The organism is uncultured Streptococcus sp. (assembly GCF_963516515.1).
GTDB lineage: Bacteria > Bacillota > Bacilli > Lactobacillales > Streptococcaceae > Streptococcus.
Map to the genome: position 1 here is coordinate 36,541 of NZ_CAUQCJ010000003.1, position 19,946 is coordinate 56,486.

General features: G+C 39.1%; 14 protein-coding genes and 1 pseudogene. 14 read left to right on the forward strand and 1 reads right to left on the reverse strand.

Going from position 1 to position 19,946, the window contains the following annotated elements:
- The first annotated feature begins 50 nt into the window (after window positions 1-50).
- From RYL77_RS01210 to RYL77_RS01220, 3 genes are read left to right on the forward strand one after another with little or no spacing between them, the layout of a single operon-like run.
- Complete coding sequence (locus tag RYL77_RS01210; protein WP_315009237.1) at window positions 51-776, forward strand: CppA N-terminal domain-containing protein; 726 nt, start codon at window positions 51-53, stop codon at window positions 774-776.
- Complete coding sequence (locus RYL77_RS01215) at window positions 773-1,708, forward strand: serine hydrolase domain-containing protein (RefSeq protein ID WP_315009239.1); 936 nt, start codon at window positions 773-775, stop codon at window positions 1,706-1,708. Before RYL77_RS01210 ends, RYL77_RS01215 begins: the two co-directional genes overlap by 4 nt.
- A gap of 8 nt (window positions 1,709-1,716) precedes the next feature.
- Window positions 1,717-2,613 carry a DMT family transporter gene (locus RYL77_RS01220; RefSeq protein ID WP_315009241.1) on the forward strand — a complete coding sequence of 299 codons (897 nt, stop codon included), beginning with the start codon at window positions 1,717-1,719 and terminating at the stop codon, window positions 2,611-2,613.
- Window positions 2,614-2,760: 147 nt separating this feature from the next.
- Here the strand turns inward: RYL77_RS01220 and RYL77_RS01225 are convergent, their stop codons facing one another.
- Complete coding sequence (locus tag RYL77_RS01225) at window positions 2,761-3,459, reverse strand: GntR family transcriptional regulator (RefSeq protein WP_000936183.1); 699 nt, start codon at window positions 3,457-3,459, stop codon at window positions 2,761-2,763.
- A gap of 255 nt (window positions 3,460-3,714) precedes the next feature.
- Here RYL77_RS01225 and guaA point away from each other — a divergent pair, with 255 nt between their 5' ends.
- From guaA to RYL77_RS01280, 11 genes and pseudogenes are all read left to right on the forward strand, one after another.
- Window positions 3,715-5,277, forward strand: a complete 1,563-nt coding sequence (gene guaA / locus RYL77_RS01230; protein ID WP_050313444.1) for a glutamine-hydrolyzing GMP synthase — start codon at window positions 3,715-3,717, stop codon at window positions 5,275-5,277.
- A gap of 317 nt (window positions 5,278-5,594) precedes the next feature.
- The gene (locus RYL77_RS01235) at window positions 5,595-6,305 is read left to right on the forward strand and encodes a type 1 glutamine amidotransferase (RefSeq protein ID WP_315009244.1); all 711 of its coding nucleotides are present in this window, start codon (window positions 5,595-5,597) and stop codon (window positions 6,303-6,305) included.
- A 138-nt stretch (window positions 6,306-6,443) separates the two neighbouring features.
- Window positions 6,444-6,710: pseudogene (locus RYL77_RS01240) on the forward strand (purine-nucleoside phosphorylase); the annotation flags it as partial.
- A 766-nt stretch (window positions 6,711-7,476) separates the two neighbouring features.
- Window positions 7,477-13,413 carry a putative Ig domain-containing protein gene (locus RYL77_RS01245; protein WP_315009247.1) on the forward strand — a complete coding sequence of 1,979 codons (5,937 nt, stop codon included), beginning with the start codon at window positions 7,477-7,479 and terminating at the stop codon, window positions 13,411-13,413.
- A 443-nt stretch (window positions 13,414-13,856) separates the two neighbouring features.
- The gene (locus RYL77_RS01250; RefSeq protein WP_315009249.1) at window positions 13,857-15,143 is read left to right on the forward strand and encodes a U32 family peptidase; all 1,287 of its coding nucleotides are present in this window, start codon (window positions 13,857-13,859) and stop codon (window positions 15,141-15,143) included.
- A gap of 313 nt (window positions 15,144-15,456) precedes the next feature.
- Complete coding sequence (locus RYL77_RS01255) at window positions 15,457-15,657, forward strand: F0F1 ATP synthase subunit C (RefSeq protein WP_001054557.1); 201 nt, start codon at window positions 15,457-15,459, stop codon at window positions 15,655-15,657.
- A 32-nt stretch (window positions 15,658-15,689) separates the two neighbouring features.
- Window positions 15,690-16,403 carry a F0F1 ATP synthase subunit A gene (gene atpB, locus RYL77_RS01260; RefSeq protein ID WP_315009251.1) on the forward strand — a complete coding sequence of 238 codons (714 nt, stop codon included), beginning with the start codon at window positions 15,690-15,692 and terminating at the stop codon, window positions 16,401-16,403.
- A gap of 13 nt (window positions 16,404-16,416) precedes the next feature.
- Window positions 16,417-16,911, forward strand: coding sequence for a F0F1 ATP synthase subunit B (gene atpF, locus RYL77_RS01265; RefSeq protein WP_000558550.1), 495 nt, complete (start codon window positions 16,417-16,419; stop codon window positions 16,909-16,911).
- Window positions 16,911-17,447: a F0F1 ATP synthase subunit delta gene (locus RYL77_RS01270; protein ID WP_315009252.1), complete on the forward strand. Its 537-nt coding sequence runs from the start codon at window positions 16,911-16,913 to the stop codon at window positions 17,445-17,447. Before atpF ends, RYL77_RS01270 begins: the two co-directional genes overlap by 1 nt.
- Before the next feature lie 14 nt (window positions 17,448-17,461).
- Window positions 17,462-18,967: a F0F1 ATP synthase subunit alpha gene (gene atpA / locus RYL77_RS01275; protein WP_000996629.1), complete on the forward strand. Its 1,506-nt coding sequence runs from the start codon at window positions 17,462-17,464 to the stop codon at window positions 18,965-18,967.
- A gap of 15 nt (window positions 18,968-18,982) precedes the next feature.
- Entirely contained in the window at window positions 18,983-19,861 is an 879-nt protein-coding gene (locus tag RYL77_RS01280; protein WP_315009254.1) for a F0F1 ATP synthase subunit gamma, read from the forward strand.
- Window positions 19,862-19,946: the final 85 nt, after the last annotated feature.

A 19,946-nucleotide genomic window follows, 5' to 3' on the forward strand; every position in this document is an offset into this window, starting at 1 on the left:
TCTTGTAAAAAATTCTAAAATCCTTTAAAATAAAAGAGTTGGAGGAATTTATGAATGTAAATCAGATTGTACGGATTATTCCTACTTTAAAAGTTAATAATAGAAAATTAAATGAAACATTTTATATTGAAACCCTTGGAATGAAGGCCTTGTTAGAGGAATCAGCCTTCCTATCACTAGGGGACCAAACAGGTCTTGAGAAGCTGGTTTTGGAAGAGGCACCAAGTATGCGTACTCGTAAGGTAGAAGGAAGAAAAAAACTAGCTAGATTGATTATCAAGGTGGAAAATCCCTTAGAAATCGAGGCCTTATTAGCTAAAACAGATTCGATTTATCAATTATATAAAGGTCAAAATGGCTACGCTTTTGAAATTTTTTCACCAGAAAATGATTTGATTTTGATTCATGCGGAAGATGATAGAGCAAGTCTAGTAGAAGTAGGAGAAAATCCTGAATTTCAAACAGATTTGGCATCAATTTCTTTAAGTAAATTTGAGATTTCCATGGAATTACACCTCCCAACGGATGTAGATAGTTTCTTGGAACTATCTGAAATTGGGGCTTCACTTGATTTTATCCCAGCACAGGGGCAGGATTTGACTGTGGACAATACGGTTACTTGGGACTTATCTATGCTCAAGTTCTTGGTCAATGAACTAGATATAGCAAGTCTTCGCAAGAAGTTTGAGTCTACCGAATATTTTATTCCTAAGTCTGAAAAATTCTTCCTTGGAAAAGATAGAAATAATGTTGAATTGTGGTTTGAAGAAGTATGAAGTGGACCAAGATTATTAAAAAAATAGAAGAACAAATCGAGGCAGGGATTTATCCCGGAGCCTCTTTTGCGTATTTTAAGGACCATCAATGGACGGAGTTCTATTTAGGCCAGAGTGACCCAGAGCATGGCTTGCAGACCGAGGCAGGACTGGTTTATGACCTAGCTAGTGTCAGCAAGGTTGTTGGGGTTGGTACCGTTTTTACCTTCTTGTGGGAAAAAGGTCAATTAGATATTGACAGACCGGTAACCGATTTTTTAGCTGAGAGTGATTATCCAGACATCACTATTCGTCAGCTCTTAACTCACGCAACAGATCTTGATCCGTTTATTCCTAATCGTGATCTTTTAACAGCCTCAGAATTAAAGGAAGCTATGTTTCATCTCAAGAGACGAAGTCATCCAGCCTTTCTTTATTCGGATGTTCATTTTTTACTGTTAGGTTTTATCTTGGAAAGAATCTTTAATCAAGACTTGGATGTAATTTTACAAGAACAAGTCTGGAATTCCTGGGGAATGAAGGATACCCAGTTTGGTCCTGTTGAGCGTGCTGTTCCAACAATTAGAGGTGTAGATGCAGGCATGGTACATGATCCCAAGGCTCGCCTCTTGGGCAGACATGCAGGTAGTGCTGGTTTGTTTTCGACTGTAAAGGATTTACAAATCTTTTTAGAACACTATTTAGCAGATGATTTTGCAAGAGATTTGAGTCAAAATTTTTCTCCTTTGGATGACAAGGAACGTTCTTTGGCATGGAATTTGGAAGGAGATTGGCTAGACCATACGGGCTATACAGGTACCTTTATCATGTGGAATCGTCAGAAGCAAGAAGCGGCTATTTTCCTATCAAATCGTACCTATGAAAAGGATGAGAGGGTCCAGTGGATTTTAGACCGCAATCAAGTGATGAACTTGATTCGCAAAGAAGAGTAAGGAGAGACATGTCAAACGTTTTAAAAGGGACTCTATTAACAGTTGTGGCTGGGATTGCTTGGGGCCTGTCAGGAACGAGTGGCCAATACCTGATGGCGCACGGAATTTCTGCTCTGGTTTTGACCAACTTGCGTCTTTTAATCGCTGGTGGAATTCTCATGCTATTGGCTTACGCTACTGCAAAGGATAAAATGCTGGCCTTTTTAAAGGATAGGAAGAGTTTGCTGTCTCTTCTCATTTTTGCTCTAATTGGCCTCTTCCTCAATCAATTTGCCTATCTAACTGCTATTCAGGAGACCAATGCAGGAACCGCGACAGTGCTTCAGTATGTTTGTCCTGTTGGGATTTTGATTTATAGCTGTATCAAGGATAAGGTGGCACCGACACTGGGAGAGATTATTTCCATCATATTAGCCATTGGAGGGACCTTCCTAATCGCCACTCATGGGCAGTTGGACCAGTTATCTATGACACCTGCAGGCCTGTTCTGGGGTCTCTTTTCTGCCTTGACTTATGCGCTTTATATCATTTTGCCCATAGCCCTGATTAAGAAGTGGGGGAGCAGTTTGGTCATTGGTGTGGGAATGGTCATAGCAGGTTTAGTCGCCCTTCCTTTTACAGGGGTTCTAGAGGCTACTATTCCAACTAGTCTTGATTTTCTCCTTGCATTTGCGGGCATTATCCTTATTGGGACTGTCTTTGCCTATACAGCTTTCCTTAAAGGAGCCAGTCTGATAGGACCGGTCAAGTCAAGCTTGTTGGCTTCAATTGAGCCAATTTCGGCGGTTTTCTTTGCCTTCCTAATCATGAATGAACAATTTTATCCCATTGATTTTCTTGGCATGGCAATGATATTGTTTGCTGTAACACTGATTTCTTTGAAAGATTTACTCTTAGAAAAATAAAAAGACTCTTTGTCCGTGACAGAGAGTTTTTGCGTAGTATTTTATACTCAATGAAAATCAAAGAGCAAACTAGGAAACTAGCCGCAGGTTGTACTTGAGTACGGCAAGGCGACGTTGACGCGGTTTGAATTTGATTTTCGAAGAGTATTAATTGTTTTCAAGATAAAATTCAAAACGTTCGCCTACATACTGACTTTTTACGTATTCAAATGCAGTACCATCTTCTAGGTAAGAAACCTGAGTTAAACCAAGAATAGCATGCCCTTTTTCAACTTCCAAATAGTGGGCGATTTTTTCCTTAGCAAGACGAGCATAGATGGTCTGCTGTGATTTACCAATACGGTAGCCATGTTTTTGCAATGTTTGGAAGAAATGACTGGTGATTTCTTCTTTTTTAAAGTCCTTAATGAATTTTTCAGGAATAGAAGCAACTTCATAAACCAGAGGAACTTGGTCGGCATAGCGGACCCGTTCCATTCGGATAATATTTTCCGTTGGAGAAATGCCTAACTTGGCAACTTCCTGCTCATTGGGAATGGTTTTTCTGTAGGAAATGAGCTGGCTAGAGGGTACTTTACCTTGGGACTTAACAATTTCAGTAAAACTGGTTGTCCCTCGCATCTTTTCTTGTACTCGAGTACTGGAAACAAAGGTGCCGCTTCCTACACGGCGCTCTAAAACGCCTTCTTCGACTAATAGAGATATAGCTTGGCGGAGGGTCATGCGGCTGACCGCAAACTGCTCTGCTAAATCTCTTTCACTGGGAAGCCTCTCACCAATAGCCCAACGGTGTTCGTCAATATCCTTTTTAATCTGATCATGGATTTTCATATAAGCGGGTAGCATATTTTTCACTTCATTTCTATCTTTTCTCTATTGTACCCTAATAAACTAGAAAAAGTCAATCTTCGCCTTGTTTATACTCTTCGAAAATCTCTTCAAACCACGTCAGCTCTATCTGCAACCTCAAAACAGTGTTTTGAGCAACCTGCGGCTAGCTTCCTAGTTTGCTCTTTGATTTTCATTGAGTATTAGTTGGTAATTCGCCCTTATTTGTGATAGAATATTGGAAAAAGATATTTCTTTTGAGAAAGGAAAAAGATGAGCAACATATCAACTGATTTGCAAGATGTAGAAAAAATCATCGTGCTGGACTATGGTAGCCAATATAACCAGCTGATTTCACGCCGTATCCGTGAGATTGGCGTTTTTTCAGAACTAAAGAGCCATAAAATTTCAGCTGCTGAAGTTCGTGAAATCAATCCTGTAGGAATTATCCTATCAGGTGGTCCAAACTCTGTATACGAAGATGGTTCATTTGATATTGACCCAGAAATCTTCGAACTCGGAATTCCTATTTTGGGAATTTGTTATGGTATGCAGTTATTGACCCATAAACTTGGAGGAAAAGTTGTCCCTGCAGGTGATGCTGGAAATCGTGAATACGGTCAATCAACCCTAACTCACACACCATCAGCGCTTTTTGAATCAACACCTGATGAACAGACTGTTTTGATGAGCCATGGTGATGCGGTTACTGAAATTCCTGCTGACTTTGTTCGTACTGGAACATCAGCTGACTGCCCTTATGCAGCCATTGAAAACCCAGATAAACACATTTACGGTATCCAATTCCACCCAGAAGTTCGTCATTCTGTATACGGAAATGATATCCTTCGTAACTTTGCCCTTAACATCTGTAAGGCTAAAGGCGACTGGACAATGGATAACTTCATCGACATGCAGATCCAAAAAATCCGTGAGACCGTCGGTGATAAACGTGTCCTTCTTGGTCTATCAGGTGGTGTTGACTCTTCAGTTGTTGGAGTTCTTCTCCAAAAAGCGATTGGCGATCAATTGATCTGTATCTTCGTGGATCACGGTCTTCTTCGTAAAGGAGAAGCGGACCAAGTTATGGACATGCTTGGTGGTAAGTTTGGTTTGAATATCGTCAAAGCAGACGCTGCTAAACGTTTCCTTGACAAACTTGCTGGCGTTTCTGACCCTGAACAAAAACGTAAAATCATCGGTAACGAGTTTGTCTATGTCTTTGATGACGAAGCAAGCAAGCTCAAAGATGTGAAATTCCTTGCTCAAGGAACTCTATATACAGATGTTATCGAGTCTGGTACGGATACAGCTCAAACTATCAAGTCACACCACAACGTGGGTGGTCTTCCAGAAGACATGCAGTTTGAACTGATTGAACCACTCAACACTCTTTATAAAGACGAAGTTCGTGCCCTTGGTACAGAGCTTGGTATGCCAGACCATATCGTATGGCGCCAACCATTCCCAGGACCAGGACTTGCTATCCGTGTTATGGGTGAAATCACTGAAGAAAAACTAGAAACAGTTCGTGAATCAGACGCTATCCTCCGTGAAGAAATTGCCAAAGCTGGCCTTGACCGCGATATTTGGCAATACTTCACTGTTAACACAGGCGTTCGTTCAGTTGGGGTTATGGGTGACGGTCGTACGTATGACTACACAATTGCAATCCGTGCTATTACCTCTATCGATGGTATGACAGCTGACTTTGCCAAAATTCCTTGGGATGTCCTTCAAAAAATCTCAGTACGTATCGTAAACGAAGTGGATCATGTTAACCGTATCGTCTACGATATCACAAGTAAACCACCTGCAACCGTTGAGTGGGAATAATAGATAAGAGTAACTTAGGCTAAGAATCCTTGATGTAACAGCATTTTAATAACTGTAAAAAGTTAAAATGATATAAATTGCTTTAACTTGTCTCCAAAGAAGCTCTTAAATTTGAGCTTCTTTTTCTATTTTATGGGTAAGAATTATAAGTTTTTTGGATAATCATTAAAAACTTTACCTGAAAGAGATTAAAGTTAATAGACTTGTTCGATGACTATTTGAAGCAAGATATCGAGCAAGTTTAATGGTAATTTGTGTTGACAATTCATAAATCAAATAACCGTCCATTAAGTTAAAAAAGGTGTTAGGAAAAAATAATGAAAGTGCATTTTATACTACATGAGAGTTTTGAAGTCCCAGGTGCTTATCTAACTTGGGCACAATCAAGAGGTCATGATATTGGAATAACTAAAGTTTATAAGGGAGAAGCTTTACCTAAAACAATTTCTGGCATTGATTTTCTTATCATTATGGGAGGTCCTCAATCTCCTGATGAAGATAAAGAACATTTCCCTTATTATCATCCAAAAGAAGAAATTAGACTCATTAGCCAAGCAATAGAAGAAGATAAGTATATTGTAGGTGTATGTTTGGGGGCGCAACTACTGTCTGTAGCTTATGGGGGACAATATGAGCATAGTCCTGAAAGAGAAATAGGTGTATTCCCTATTAGGATGACTAGTCAAGGACTAGCAGATAAACACCTCAAACATTTTGGTAGAGAGCTTTTAGTTGGTCACTGGCATGGTGATATGCCGGGATTGACAGACGAAGCAGTAATCCTTGCTACCAGTCAAGGTTGTCCACGACAGATTGTTCGATTTAGTCCTAAACATTATGCTTTCCAAGTACATTTAGAGTTTGATGAAAAAGCGATTGATTTATTAATTGATGCTGATGGTGAAGAACAATTGAAAGAACAGAATAAAAGATTACCTTTTGTTCAATCACCTGAAGAATTGCGTGGTAACGATTATTCTGAAATGAATGAAAAATTGCATAATTTTTTAGATTCGCTTACCAGTTAGAATTGGAGAAAATCGAGATATTTTAGTTTGTGATTTTATGAAATATCAAAATCAAGAAAAGGTGAGTGAACTGTATAAAAAAATAAACACTCTTAGCTACAGGGTATCTGTGTTAAATTTCTAATTTGTAATGATTGACCACAGTACGATTTTCCACAAATAGCTAGCCTTGTTTTACTGGACAAGCTGACTATATTTCTAAAAAACTAAATATGATTACTCAAGTTGGGAATATTTTGTTATTTGATGTCCTTTCTTTGAATAGAATACTGAGCTTGGAAAAGGAGAATTAAAGCTGTGGAAATGGATGCGGTAGCTCAACACCACGTTGATGCTTATGCAATCATGATCCTTTTTGATAGTCTAGTCAATTCAGGTAAAGATTGAACTGCAGGAGAACGTTAAAATACCCTCACGGATATGATGAAGGTTGGTTTGGAAACCTTGATTGTAGAAAAAAGGAAAAATAAGGTTAGGAAAATTTATTTTGAGGAGAAATTTTATAGATTTTTAAACAATAAGACGCATAGTATCAAGCTTTTTCAAGACTTGATACTATGCTCTTTTCTTATTTTATACTCAATGAAAATTAAAGAGCAAACTAGGAAGCTAGCCGTAGGTTGCTCAAAACACTGTTTTGAGGTTGCAGATAGAGCTGACGTGGTTTGAAGAGATTTTCGAAGAGTATTAAAGACTTTTTGCCCAACCTCCACATAAACCACCCGTTAGACGAGTTTTTAAGATTTGATATCAAGTGTGAAATGAAGTTGTTGCTCAGCAAATGGAAAATAGCAATAACTTTCACCCTACAATAATTGTGAAGTGGACTTTGTCTATCTCTGAGTCTAGAAATTGAAATTTGTAATAAAAATGTTATATTTCACAAAGAACTCCCAATATTTCATGGGGGGGGTAAATATGCGTATAAAGAGAAAAAATACTCAATAAAATAAATAGTTATTATTTTTGTGTATTTAATTTTGTGATGAATTTATTATTAGTGGTTATTCTTACTTTTGGTATGAAAGGAAACCGTGGATATCTATTGATTTTTATTTAGAAAGTATTAAAATAGTAAGATAGGCGGTAATATACACATTTGCTTAATGTTTAGTATATGTTTATTATTGTTTGATAAAAGAACTTGAAAAAATAATGAGGGAGAATAGAAGTGAAATTCGAAAAACGTCAAAAGTTTGCCATTAGAAAATTCAGTGTCGGTGTGGCATCTGTTTTGATTGGGCAATTTTTTATTGGTGCTGTAGCCAATGCGCCAGTCGTACGCGCCAGTGAAGTGATTGGTGTCCATGCGGAAAAGCAAAAGGACCCAGATGCTGAAGTAGCTCAACCCAAGGTAGAAGCAACTACTGTAGACACTGATAAAAATCAAGTTGTTCCTAGGCCTGAGTCAGATCCATCGGCAGAAAAACCAGTTGTAACTCAACCGTCAGTTGAAGCAAGCATTTCAAATTCAGAAAAAGCAGTTTCTACAGAAAAGGATCCAAAAGCCCAGCCAGACATGCTACCAAAAGAAGTGGCAAAGACTGTTCATAAAGAAGCCGACAGAAAACCACTAGTAGAGGCTCCTTTGACGAAACTGGAGGAAAAGGAAGAAGTTACAAATCCTGACAAGGACCAGTTGGGAACAACAATCACAGAGGCAGAGGTAGTAACGAAGGAAGCTGAAAAATACCTGAGCGGTTTAACAGACTCCAATCAAAAAGTTGCCATCGAAGAAGCCTTGCATCGCTCCAACCAACTTCTAACAGAGGCCAGAACTTCCCTCAAGTCAATAGCTGCTTCAAATGCAGCCTTTGAAACAGCTCGGACCAATCTAGCAGAAGCTATCGAGGCAGTCTGGAATCAACTCAAGAAAATGGGGCATTCAGGCAACCTTAGTTATATGTTGGATGCAGGGACGACGAGTCAACCAGCTGTTCTAATCCCAACTGGGTCAACGACGATTTACTCCTACGGAGCAACAACTGCACCTAAAGTCGAGTTTGATATTTCTACCGATCTTGCACCATATAGAGGCGATTGGGGAAGTTCCAATTATAATCAATATTATAGTGTAAAAGAAAATTTAAATTTAAATGAAGATGCTCAAAAATTAGGTTTAAATATTATAGATAAATGGACTACGAATCCTTCAGGAAATGGAGATTACATTCTCGCCCTATCTGGAAATGTTCCAACTACGGTAGAGCCTGGGACTTACAATGTCGGCTTCACATATAACAACCAAGCCTATACGACAACAGTTACAGTCAAACCTGCTGAAGGTGTTCCATATATGAACTATCCGTATATGACTTTGGAGCGGTATTTTGGAGCAGAAACAGGTCGTAATATTCCTGACTACAAATTTAAAAAAGATGGCTCTACAGTAGAATTGAAGTATAAGGTGGGCTTGACGAATATAGAGCCCAATGAAGTTGAACTAACCCCCGATGCGAAACGGTTAGGATTTGTATTTAATGACGGTGGTAAAGATAATCGGTATCTGACCAAGACTGTCACCTTGGATAATACGCTTCAAAGTGGAACCTATACAATCGGAGTTCAGTCAAAAGCAGATCCCTATACTAGAATTACGGCTGAACTAACGATAGAAGAACCGCCGTTGTATAAAGTAGTAGAGGATTATTCTTCTTTCTTTTATTATTATGATTCTAATTCTCCTGGTTACAAGCAATTTAAAGCTGGAAACAATCGAATGGGAGACTCTGTTTCATATAATGAAGCTTCTTCCACAGCTTACATGACGTCTACTCCTTTTGGTTATTACTTACATGATAGAAGTCCTAAAACGATAGCGGATGCGACTCCAGATAGTCCTCAGTATACGTCTAACCTATGGTTGTCATTACCAGGGAGTAAAAATGAATATAATCTAGTAGGAAATAATGCTCCCGTTACCATTACTAAGTTCGAACAGACAGGAGGTAGTCCTGGGGTTACAGTAGAGTTTATAATGGATAAAGCTCCTACCGCTGATAATGTTTTTGTTAATAGTAGCGCTTGGCCAAGTGATGTTTTGACGGGAAATAAACAAGTTAGTTCTTCTGCTAGTGCTGAGTATGCTGACTCATCAAGGGATAATGTATCTCCCTATCGTATTAATTTTAAGACATTACCAGAAAAAGCAGGGACGTATTTTGTAGAATTTAATGTTACGGATAATATTGGACGGGTGACAAAGCATCATTTGAATTTAGTGACTAGAGAGGTTTCTCAAACGACACCAAATGTGAGTTCGGGCGAAAATGGTAACTATACTTTAACCAATGCTGATGTTATGTTTGATGCGGACAAGCTGTATCGAGTAACGAATCCAATACCAGTAGCTGTTCCTATCTCGGATAAGGAACAGAATCTAGGAAACTTGGTATTGAATAAAGCGAATGCGACTTTAACGATTGATAGTAAACCGGATGGGGTTGAGATTACAAAAGACACTGAGAATCCTACTAGATTTAAGATTATCAAACAAAATGGTAAGACCTTAGCTGCAGGTGTCTATACGATTACATCTACAGCAAAGGATGGACACTTTGGAGCCAATGTCCCAGCTCGTACCTATAAGTTCGAGGTAATGGATGGGTTAAATCCTATTTCCAATCAAAGCTGGCAAGAAGGACAAACTATCCCAACTATTCCTGTTTCGATGACAAATGGTAGTAAGATTACGAATCTATCAGTCGAATCTGATGGAGGACATCTCTACCTAAGTCCTAATGCTGATAATACAGGTCTAACAGGTTATGCTTTAAAACATACAGATGCACCACAAACAGCGATTGTAACCGCTACTTATATCAATAATGAAGGTCAAAGTCGTCAGATTAAGACAAGCTTTACTTATACGGTTACCCCTCCACCAGTTTCTGATTTAACTTTATCTGTAACGAATGATAAGCAAACAGTTTCAGAAGGAACTAAATTTGCAGATATGCTTGTAACAGCAACTGAAGGGGCTACAGTTACAGTAGGAACACTGCCAGATGGTGTTATGTATGATAGCAATAGCAAAACATTATCAGGCACTGGATTATATGAAGGACATTATGTGATTCCAGTTACTGCTACTAAAGATAATAAGTCGATTACAAAATTAGTCGATCTTACAGTTACACCAGGTAACTTTAATGTTCCAACAGCTAATTACACGTTTACAGCAGGTGAATCAATACCACCGATTACTCTTAAAATTCCTAAAAATGCGACAGTAAGTTACACAGGGGGCAGTTTACCAAATGGTCTAAATTGGTCTGCGGATAATAAAACTATAACAGGAACACCGACTCAAGTAGGGACCTTCCAAACATATGCTTATGTATACAGAACTGACAAATCGGGAAATAACCAATATGCCTATGCGTATGTAAATATTACAGTAAACAGTGTTCCTCTAAACTTTTCTATTCCTGATAATACAAAAACAGTAAAAGCTTTAGATGAACTTCCTCCTATTCAGTTACAAGCTGATGGAGCTTTGTTAACAATCACTTCTGGAGAACTTCCTCCAGGGGTAAACTATGATGCTGCGACGAAAACTGTTTCAGGAACGCCTACAAAAGTCGGAACGTATACAGCAACATTCACAGCGACAAGTCCGACAATTAGTGGGAATTCAACCGCAAGTGCAACCTTAACGATTAATGTAACATCACGTGATTTAACTGTAACGGTTGATAATAAGGAACAAGAGAAGACTGTTCTAACTGCTATAGACAATGTAGTTTTAACTCCTTCAGATGCTAAAGCTAGATTAGAGGTTGATACAAGTCAACTTCCACCGGGAGTTACCTATGATTCAGCTACAAGGACTATTTCTGGCACACCATCTAAAGTGGGAGAATATTTAATTCCATATAAAGCTACTTTCCCAGAAATGGCAGAATCTCCAGTTGATGGAGGGCATATTAAAATTAATGTTCGCCCACTTCCGGTAAGTATTAATGTTACAGAAAAAGAACAAACGATTCGTCTGGGTGAAACGATTAAAAATATGGTGGTTTCTCACAGTGAACATTCAGATTTAGGTGCTCGTTATTTAAGTGTGGATTTACCGGAAACAGACTTAGATTCTTATCTTGAATCAACTGCAGGTTTAAATTATAATGCTGCAACGCATACAATTAGTGGAACTCCAACCAAGCCTGGTGTTTATAAAGTTCGTTTAAAAGCAACATTGGATTCTGAAACATTAGGTAGAGGTAGTGCGGAAGAGATTATCACTGTAAAGGTAGTAGATGATCCAATATCATTAGACATTAAAAATGATCGTCAAATGATTGCCTTAGGAAAAACAAGCCTTCGTCCAATTACGTTCACAGTTCCAGATGGAGTTACACTTACTGTTGATACAACAAAACTTCCAAATGGTGTAACATATGATGAATCTGCTAAAACCATCTCTGGAACACCGACAGTAGCTGGAGCATTTGATATTCCAGTAACGGTGACAAATGCAGGTAAAACTAAATCAATTACCAAAGACATCACTATAGATGTTATAGACTTAACGCCGGCTACACCAACTGTAACTGTGGCAGAAAACAATGATGGAACGCATACAATTACGATTTCACAACCAGGTGGACAACCAGTATCAACCGTTATTAAGAATGGTAAAGATGGTGAGACTCCAAAAGTGAAAGTAGACCGTGATGAGACTAAAAAAGAAACGACATTAACGTTCTATAGTGACAAGAATGCCAATAATCAGTTTGATGAAGGAACAGATACAGTTCTAGGAACATCTGTGATTAAAGATGGTCAAGACGGAGTCGATGGAGCTAAAGGTGACAAAGGTGAAACTGGAGCAACCGGACCGAAAGGTGACAAAGGTGAAACTGGAGCAGCTGGACCGAAAGGCGATAAAGGTGAAACTGGAGTAGCCGGCCGCGACGGAAAAGACGGCTTTACACCAGAAGTAAGTGTAGTGACAAATCCAGATGGAAGTCATACAATTTCAATTACTCAACCAGATGGTAAAGAACCAATTGCAACAACGGTTAAAAATGGAGAAAACGGAAAAGATGGACGTTCTCCAAGAATTGAATTAAAACCAATTTATCCTGCACAACCTCGAAGCACTAGAAGAGCAAGAAGTGTGGATGAAGACCGTGCAACTACTCAACCAGCAACGAAGCCAATTGGCGTTCATATTACAGTTTATTACGATAATGATAATAGTTTGACCTATACTGCTGGAGATACTTTGATTAGTGAGGAAGATATCTATAACGGAGTAGATGGTCGTGACGGTCGTGATGGTATTGATGGTAAATCAGCGATAATTGAAACAAAAGAAAACTCTGATGGAAGCCATACAATTATTATTACCAACCCAGATGGATCAAAACGTGAGATTGTAGTGAAAAATGGCCAAGACGGTAAATCTCCTACAATTGAAACGAAAGAGAATGTAGATGGAAGTCATACAATTATCATCACAAATCCAGATGGAACAAAACAAGAAATCGTTGTGAAGAATGGTAAGGACGGTAAAGATGGTAAAGATGGTAAAGATGGACGTGATGGTAAGGATGGAACATGTAATTGTGCTGTGAATCCAACCCCTGTACAACCAGGAAATACTGGAACAACACCACCAGAACAACCGAAACCAGAATCAGGAAGAATTACACCACCATCAGACAAGCTGGTTAAACCGGAATCGAAACCGGTTCCGAAACCAGAAACAAATAAACCAAACACTCCGGGTTCAGGTACTCCAAAGACCGGAACACCAGACACTCCAGGAGCAGGTACTTCAAATACAGGAACGCCAGAAACCGGCAAACCAAACACTTCAGGGGAAGGTACTCCAAATACAGGGAAGCCAGAAACAGGCATCCCAAGTACAAATAATCAAACTGTACTTGATTCACATACTTCTGACACTGTAGAGATTCCAAACGCAGTTCCAGTAACATCTGAAACAAATACTCAAATCCCAGATTATGTAACTTCTGGAATGACGAATCATACAAGAGTGGCCTTACCGAATACTGGAAGCCAAACAGATGTCATTTCAATTCTTTTAGGAAGTGGAATTTTGCTTACACTTTATGTAGCCAAAAGAAAAGAAGACTAGAAGATAAATTTTTCGCTCTTAGTTTATCAAAAGTGGGAATAGAGTATAGAAGGTGCAAATCCCTCAGATTCTTACTTGCTTTTAATGATTTAAGATAGTTAATTATGGTTACCAGACTGTAGGTGTTCCATAATAAGAATATTGCTATGAGAGCTAACCCTCCGATATGCTAGATGAAAGTAGTGTATCGGAGGATATTTTTAGCTTCTCCTTGCTATACGCCTAGCTGCCTTGTTTGCTCTTTGATTTTTATTGAGTATAAATTTTTCACGAGATGATGATGTGAGAAGTTTGCTATAAGTAAAAGCTTTTAGAACTCTGTTATCTAAAGTCTAAAAGATTAGAATTGTCAAAACAATCTGTCTAGGCTTGATTTTATCCCTTATTTACTATAAAATGAGAAGGAAAAACGTCAAACTTTTATATTGCAAATAGGAGAAAACATGACAAAAACATTAAAACGTCCTGAGGTTTTATCACCTGCAGGGACTTTAGAGAAGCTAAAAGTAGCTGTTCAGTATGGAGCAGATGCTGTCTTTATCGGTGGTCAGGCCTATGGTCTTCGTAGCCGTGCAGGTAACTTTACCTTTGAACAGATGGAAGAAGGAGTCCAGTTTGCGGCCAAGTATGGTGCTAAGGTTTATGTGGCTGCCAACATGGTTATGCACGAAGGAAATGAAGCTGGTGCTGGTGAGTGGTTCCGTAAACTACGTGATATCGGCATTGCTGCAGTTATCGTGTCTGACCCAGCCTTGATTATGATTGCAGCGACTGAAGCGCCTGGTCTTGAAATCCACCTTTCCACTCAAGCAAGTGCCACTAACTATGAAACCCTTGAGTTCTGGAAAGAACTGGGCTTGACTCGTGTCGTTTTGGCGCGTGAGGTTTCAATGGAAGAATTGGCAGAAATCCGCAAACGTACAGATGTTGAGATTGAAGCCTTTGTCCATGGAGCTATGTGTATTTCATACTCTGGTCGTTGTACTCTTTCAAACCACATGAGTATGCGTGATGCCAACCGTGGTGGTTGCTCTCAATCTTGCCGTTGGAAATACGACCTTTATGATATGCCATTTGGTCAAGAACGCAAGAGCTTGAAAGGTGAAATTCCAGAAGAATTTTCGATGTCAGCCGTTGACATGTCTATGATTGACCATATCCCAGATATGATTGAAAATGGTGTGGACAGTCTAAAAATCGAAGGACGTATGAAGTCTATTCACTATGTATCAACAGTAACCAACTGCTATAAGGCAGCTGTGGATGCTTATCTTGAAAGTCCTGAAAAGTTTGAAGCGATCAAACAAGACTTGGTGGACGAGATGTGGAAGGTTGCCCAACGTGAATTGGCTACAGGATTTTACTATGGTACACCATCTGAAAATGAACAGTTGTTTGGTGCTCGCCGTAAAATCCCTGAATACAAGTTTGTCGCTGAAGTGGTTTCTTATGATGGTGCGACACAAACAGCAACCATTCGTCAACGGAATGTGATTAACGAAGGGGACCAAGTTGAGTTTTATGGCCCAGGTTTCCGTCACTTTGAAACGTATATCGAAGATTTACATGATGCCAAAGGCAATAAAATCGACCGTGCTCCAAATCCAATGGAACTCTTGACAATCAAAGTCCCACAACCTGTTCAAGCAGGAGATATGGTTAGAGCTCTTAAAGAAGGACTCATCAATCTTTATAAGGAAGATGGCACCAGCGTCACAGTTCGTGCTTAATAAGCAAGCAGGATATGAAAGATTTCTAGTTGTTTCCCCTTTAATCTTGCTCACTAAAAGAAAAGAAGTTAAAGAAAATATATCAATTTCGTCCGAGATTTCATCTCGGATTTTTTCAATATTTTTCAGAAAGACCTAGATAATGGTCGGATTTATTACAAGTTTTTTCCAATTTTTTCTATATAATAAGCTCAAAAATAGTAAAATTGTAAATAATTTCCATTAAACGCTTTCAATGTTGGTAAAAAGTTGACAAATCCAATTTTTAGGACTAAACTAAGTAAGTAAATTTTAATTAAAAGGAGAATTCATCATGAATTTAACATTTTTCGGTCTATGTCTTGCCTGTATGGGTGTATCTCTTGGTGAAGGGTTATTGATGAATGGTTTGTTGAAATCAGTAGCTCGCCAACCAGATATTATCGCTGAGTTTCGTAGCTTGATGTTTTTAGGGGTTGCCTTTATTGAAGGAACTTTCTTCGTAACTCTTGTCTTCTCATTTATTATTAAATAACGAAATATAAATTGGAGAAGGGAGAATGTTAGATGGAAGAAAGTATCAATCCAACCATCAATATTGGTCCTGTTACCTTTGATTTAACTTTGACAGCCTTGACTTTGCTGTCTGTGTTTCTGATTTTTGCATTTATCTATTGGGCAAGTCGTAATATGGCCTTGAAACCCAAAGGTAAACAAAATGTACTAGAGTATCTCTATGATTTTGTAATTGGATTTACAGAACCTAACCTTGGTTCCCACTACATGAAAGATTACTCACTCTTTTACTTATGCTTATTTCTTTTTATGGTCATCGCCAATAATCTTGGTTTGATGGCTAAACTTCAAACAACAGATGGAACAAACCTTTGGACATCGCCAACTGCAAATCTTTCATTTGACCTTGTCTTGTCTTTCTGTATTATTGTGATGGCGCACATTGAGGGGATTCGTCGTCGTGGGATTAAACAATACCTAAAAGGTTTTGTAACTCCTGCATTTATGACACCGATGAATCTACTTGAAGAAGTCACGAATTTCCTTTCTCTTGCTTTGCGGATTTTTGGGAATATCTTTGCAGGTGAAGTAATGACAAGCTTGCTTCTTGTACTTTCACATCAGGCTATTTTTTGGTATCCAATCGCATTTGGGACAAACTTAGTTTGGACTGCATTTTCCGTGTTCATTTCTTGTGTACAGGCCTATGTCTTTACACTATTATCCTCTATGTACCTAGGAAATAAAATTAATGATGAAGAGTAGAAAGGAGTAACTGATGCACGTAACAGTAGGTGAATTAATTGGTAATTTTATTTTAATCGCTGGCTCTTTTATCCTTTTGCTAGTCTTGATTAAAAAATTTGCATGGTCTAATATTACAAGCATTTTCGAAGAAAGAGCTGAAAAAATTGCTTCAGATATTGACAGAGCTGAAGAAGCACGTCAAAAAGCAGAAGTATTGGCTCAAAAACGCGAAGATGAATTGGCTGGTAGCCGTAAAGAAGCTAAGACAATCATTGAGAATGCGAAAGAAACAGCTGAGAAAAGTAAGGCTAGTATTTTAGCAGATGCTAAACTAGAAGCAGGACGCTTAAAAGAAAAAGCAAACCAAGAAATTGCTCAAAACAAAGCTGAAGCTTTACAAAGCGTTAAGGGTGAGGTTGCAGATTTGACAATCAGCTTGGCTGGTAAAATCATCTCACAAAACCTTGACGGTCATGCCCATAAAGAACTCATTGATCAGTATATCGATCAGCTAGGAGAAGCTTAATGGACAAGAAAACAGTAAAGGTAATTGAAAAATACAGCATGCCTTTTGTCCAATTGGTTTTTGAAAAAGGAGAAGAAGACCGTATCTTTTCAGACTTGACTCAAATCAAGCAAGTTGCTGAAGAAACAGGTTTACCTTCTTTTTTAAAAAAAGTGGCAGTAGACGAGTCTGACAAGGAAAAAACAATTGCTTTCTTCCAAGACTCTGTGTCACCTTTATTGCAAAACTTGATCCAGGTTCTTATCTACAATCACAGAGCAAACCTTTTTTATGATATTCTTGTAGATTGCTTGAACCGACTTGAAAAAGAAACAAATCGATTTGAAGTGACGATTACTTCAGCTCATCCTTTAACTGATGAACAAAAGAGTCGCTTGCTCCCTTTGATTGAGAAAAAAATGTCTCTTAAAGTAAGGAGTGTAAAAGAACAAATCGATGAAAGTCTCATTGGTGGTTTTGTCATTTTTGCCAATCACAAGACAATTGATGTGAGTATTAAACAACAACTTAAAGTTGTTAAAGAAAATTTGAAATAGAAAGTGGTGTTCTTTTGGCAATTAACGCACAAGAAATCAGCGCTTTAATTAAGCAACAAATTGAAAATTTCAAACCCAATTTTGATGTGACTGAAACAGGTGTTGTAACCTATATCGGGGATGGTATCGCGCGTGCTCACGGCCTTGAAAATGCCATGAGTGGAGAGTTGTTGATTTTTGAAAACGGCTCTTATGGTATGGCTCAAAACTTGGAGTCAACAGACGTTGGTATTATCATCCTTGGTGATTTTACAGATATCCGTGAAGGCGATACAATCCGCCGTACAGGTAAAATCATGGAAGTCCCAGTAGGTGAAAGTCTGATTGGTCGTGTTGTGGACCCACTTGGTCGTCCAGTTGACGGTCTTGGAGAAATCCACACTGATAAAACTCGTCCAGTAGAAGCGCCAGCTCCTGGTGTTATGCAACGTAAGTCTGTATCAGAACCATTGCAAACTGGTTTGAAAGCTATTGACGCCCTTGTACCGATTGGTCGTGGTCAACGTGAGTTGATTATCGGTGACCGTCAGACAGGGAAAACAACCATTGCGATTGATACAATCTTGAACCAAAAAGGTCAAGATATGATCTGTATCTATGTTGCGATTGGACAAAAAGAATCAACAGTTCGTACGCAAGTAGAAACACTACGTCAGTACGGTGCCTTGGACTACACAATCGTTGTGACAGCCTCTGCTTCACAACCATCTCCATTGCTTTTCCTAGCTCCTTATGCTGGGGTTGCCATGGCGGAAGAATTTATGTACCAAGGGAAGCATGTTTTGATCGTTTATGATGATCTTTCAAAACAAGCGGTAGCTTATCGTGAACTGTCACTCTTGCTTCGTCGTCCTCCAGGTCGTGAAGCTTTCCCAGGGGATGTTTTCTACCTTCACAGCCGTTTGCTTGAGCGCTCAGCTAAAGTTTCTGATGAACTTGGTGGTGGATCAATTACAGCCCTACCATTTATCGAAACACAAGCAGGAGATATCTCTGCCTATATCGCAACCAACGTGATTTCTATCACTGATGGACAAATCTTCCTTGGTGATGGTCTCTTCAATGCGGGTATTCGTCCAGCCATCGATGCGGGTTCATCTGTATCACGTGTAGGTGGTTCTGCACAAATCAAAGCCATGAAGAAGGTTGCTGGTACACTTCGTATCGACCTTGCTTCATACCGTGAGTTGGAAGCCTTCACTAAGTTTGGTTCTGACTTGGATGCAGCAACACAGGCTAAGTTGAACCGTGGACGTCGTACAGTGGAAGTTTTGAAACAACCTGTTCACAAACCATTGCCTGTTGAGAAACAAGTAACCATTCTCTATGCTTTGACACATGGTTTCTTGGATACTGTTCCAGTAGATGATATTGTTCGTTTCGAGGAAGAGTTCCATGCCTTCTTTGACGCTCAACATCCAGAGATTTTGGAAACCATTCGTGATACAAAAGACTTGCCAGAAGAAGCAGTCTTGGATGCTGCGATTACAGAGTTTCTCAATCAAACCAGCTTCCAATAAGAATAGAGGTGTCAGATGGCAGTATCTCTAAATGATATTAAAACAAAAATCGCCTCAACAAAGAATACGAGTCAAATCACAAATGCCATGCAAATGGTATCAGCTGCTAAGCTAGGTCGCTCTGAAGAAGCTGCTCGTAACTTCCAAGTTTACGCTCAAAAAGTTCGTAAGCTCTTGACGGATATTCTTCATGGTAATGGAGCTGGTGGTTCAACCAATCCGATGTTGATTAGCCGTCCCGTGAAGAAGACAGGCTATATCGTCATCACTTCAGATCGCGGTTTGGTTGGAGGGTATAATTCCTCTATTCTTAAAGCTGTTATGGAGTTGAAGGAAGAATACCATCCAGACGGTACAGGTTTTGAAATGATCTGTATCGGTGGAATGGGAGCTGATTTCTTTAAAGCTCGTGGTATTCAACCACTTTATGAACTACGTGGCTTGGCGGATCAGCCTAGCTTTGATGAAGTTCGTAAGATCATTTCAAAAACTGTTGAAATGTACCAAAATGAACTTTTTGATGAGCTCTATGTTTGCTACAACCACCATGTCAATACGCTAACCAGTCAAATGCGTGTGGAGCAAATGCTTCCAATTGTTGACTTGGATCCAAATGAAGCGGATGATAGTTACAGCTTGACCTTTGAATTGGAAACTAGCCGAGAAGAAATTTTGGAGCAGTTGTTGCCTCAGTTTGCAGAAAGTATGATTTACGGTGCTATTATCGATGCTAAGACAGCTGAAAATGCTGCTGGTATGACAGCCATGCAAACAGCGACAGATAATGCTAAGAAAGTCATCAATGATTTGACAATTCAGTATAACCGTGCCAGACAGGCGGCGATTACACAAGAAATTACAGAAATCGTAGCAGGAGCTAGTGCCTTAGAATAGGCTCTAGTCCAGCTCGTATGAAAATGAACTTAGGACCTAGTTGAGCTAGGAACCGACAGTATCTTATATAGAATAGGAGAAGGAG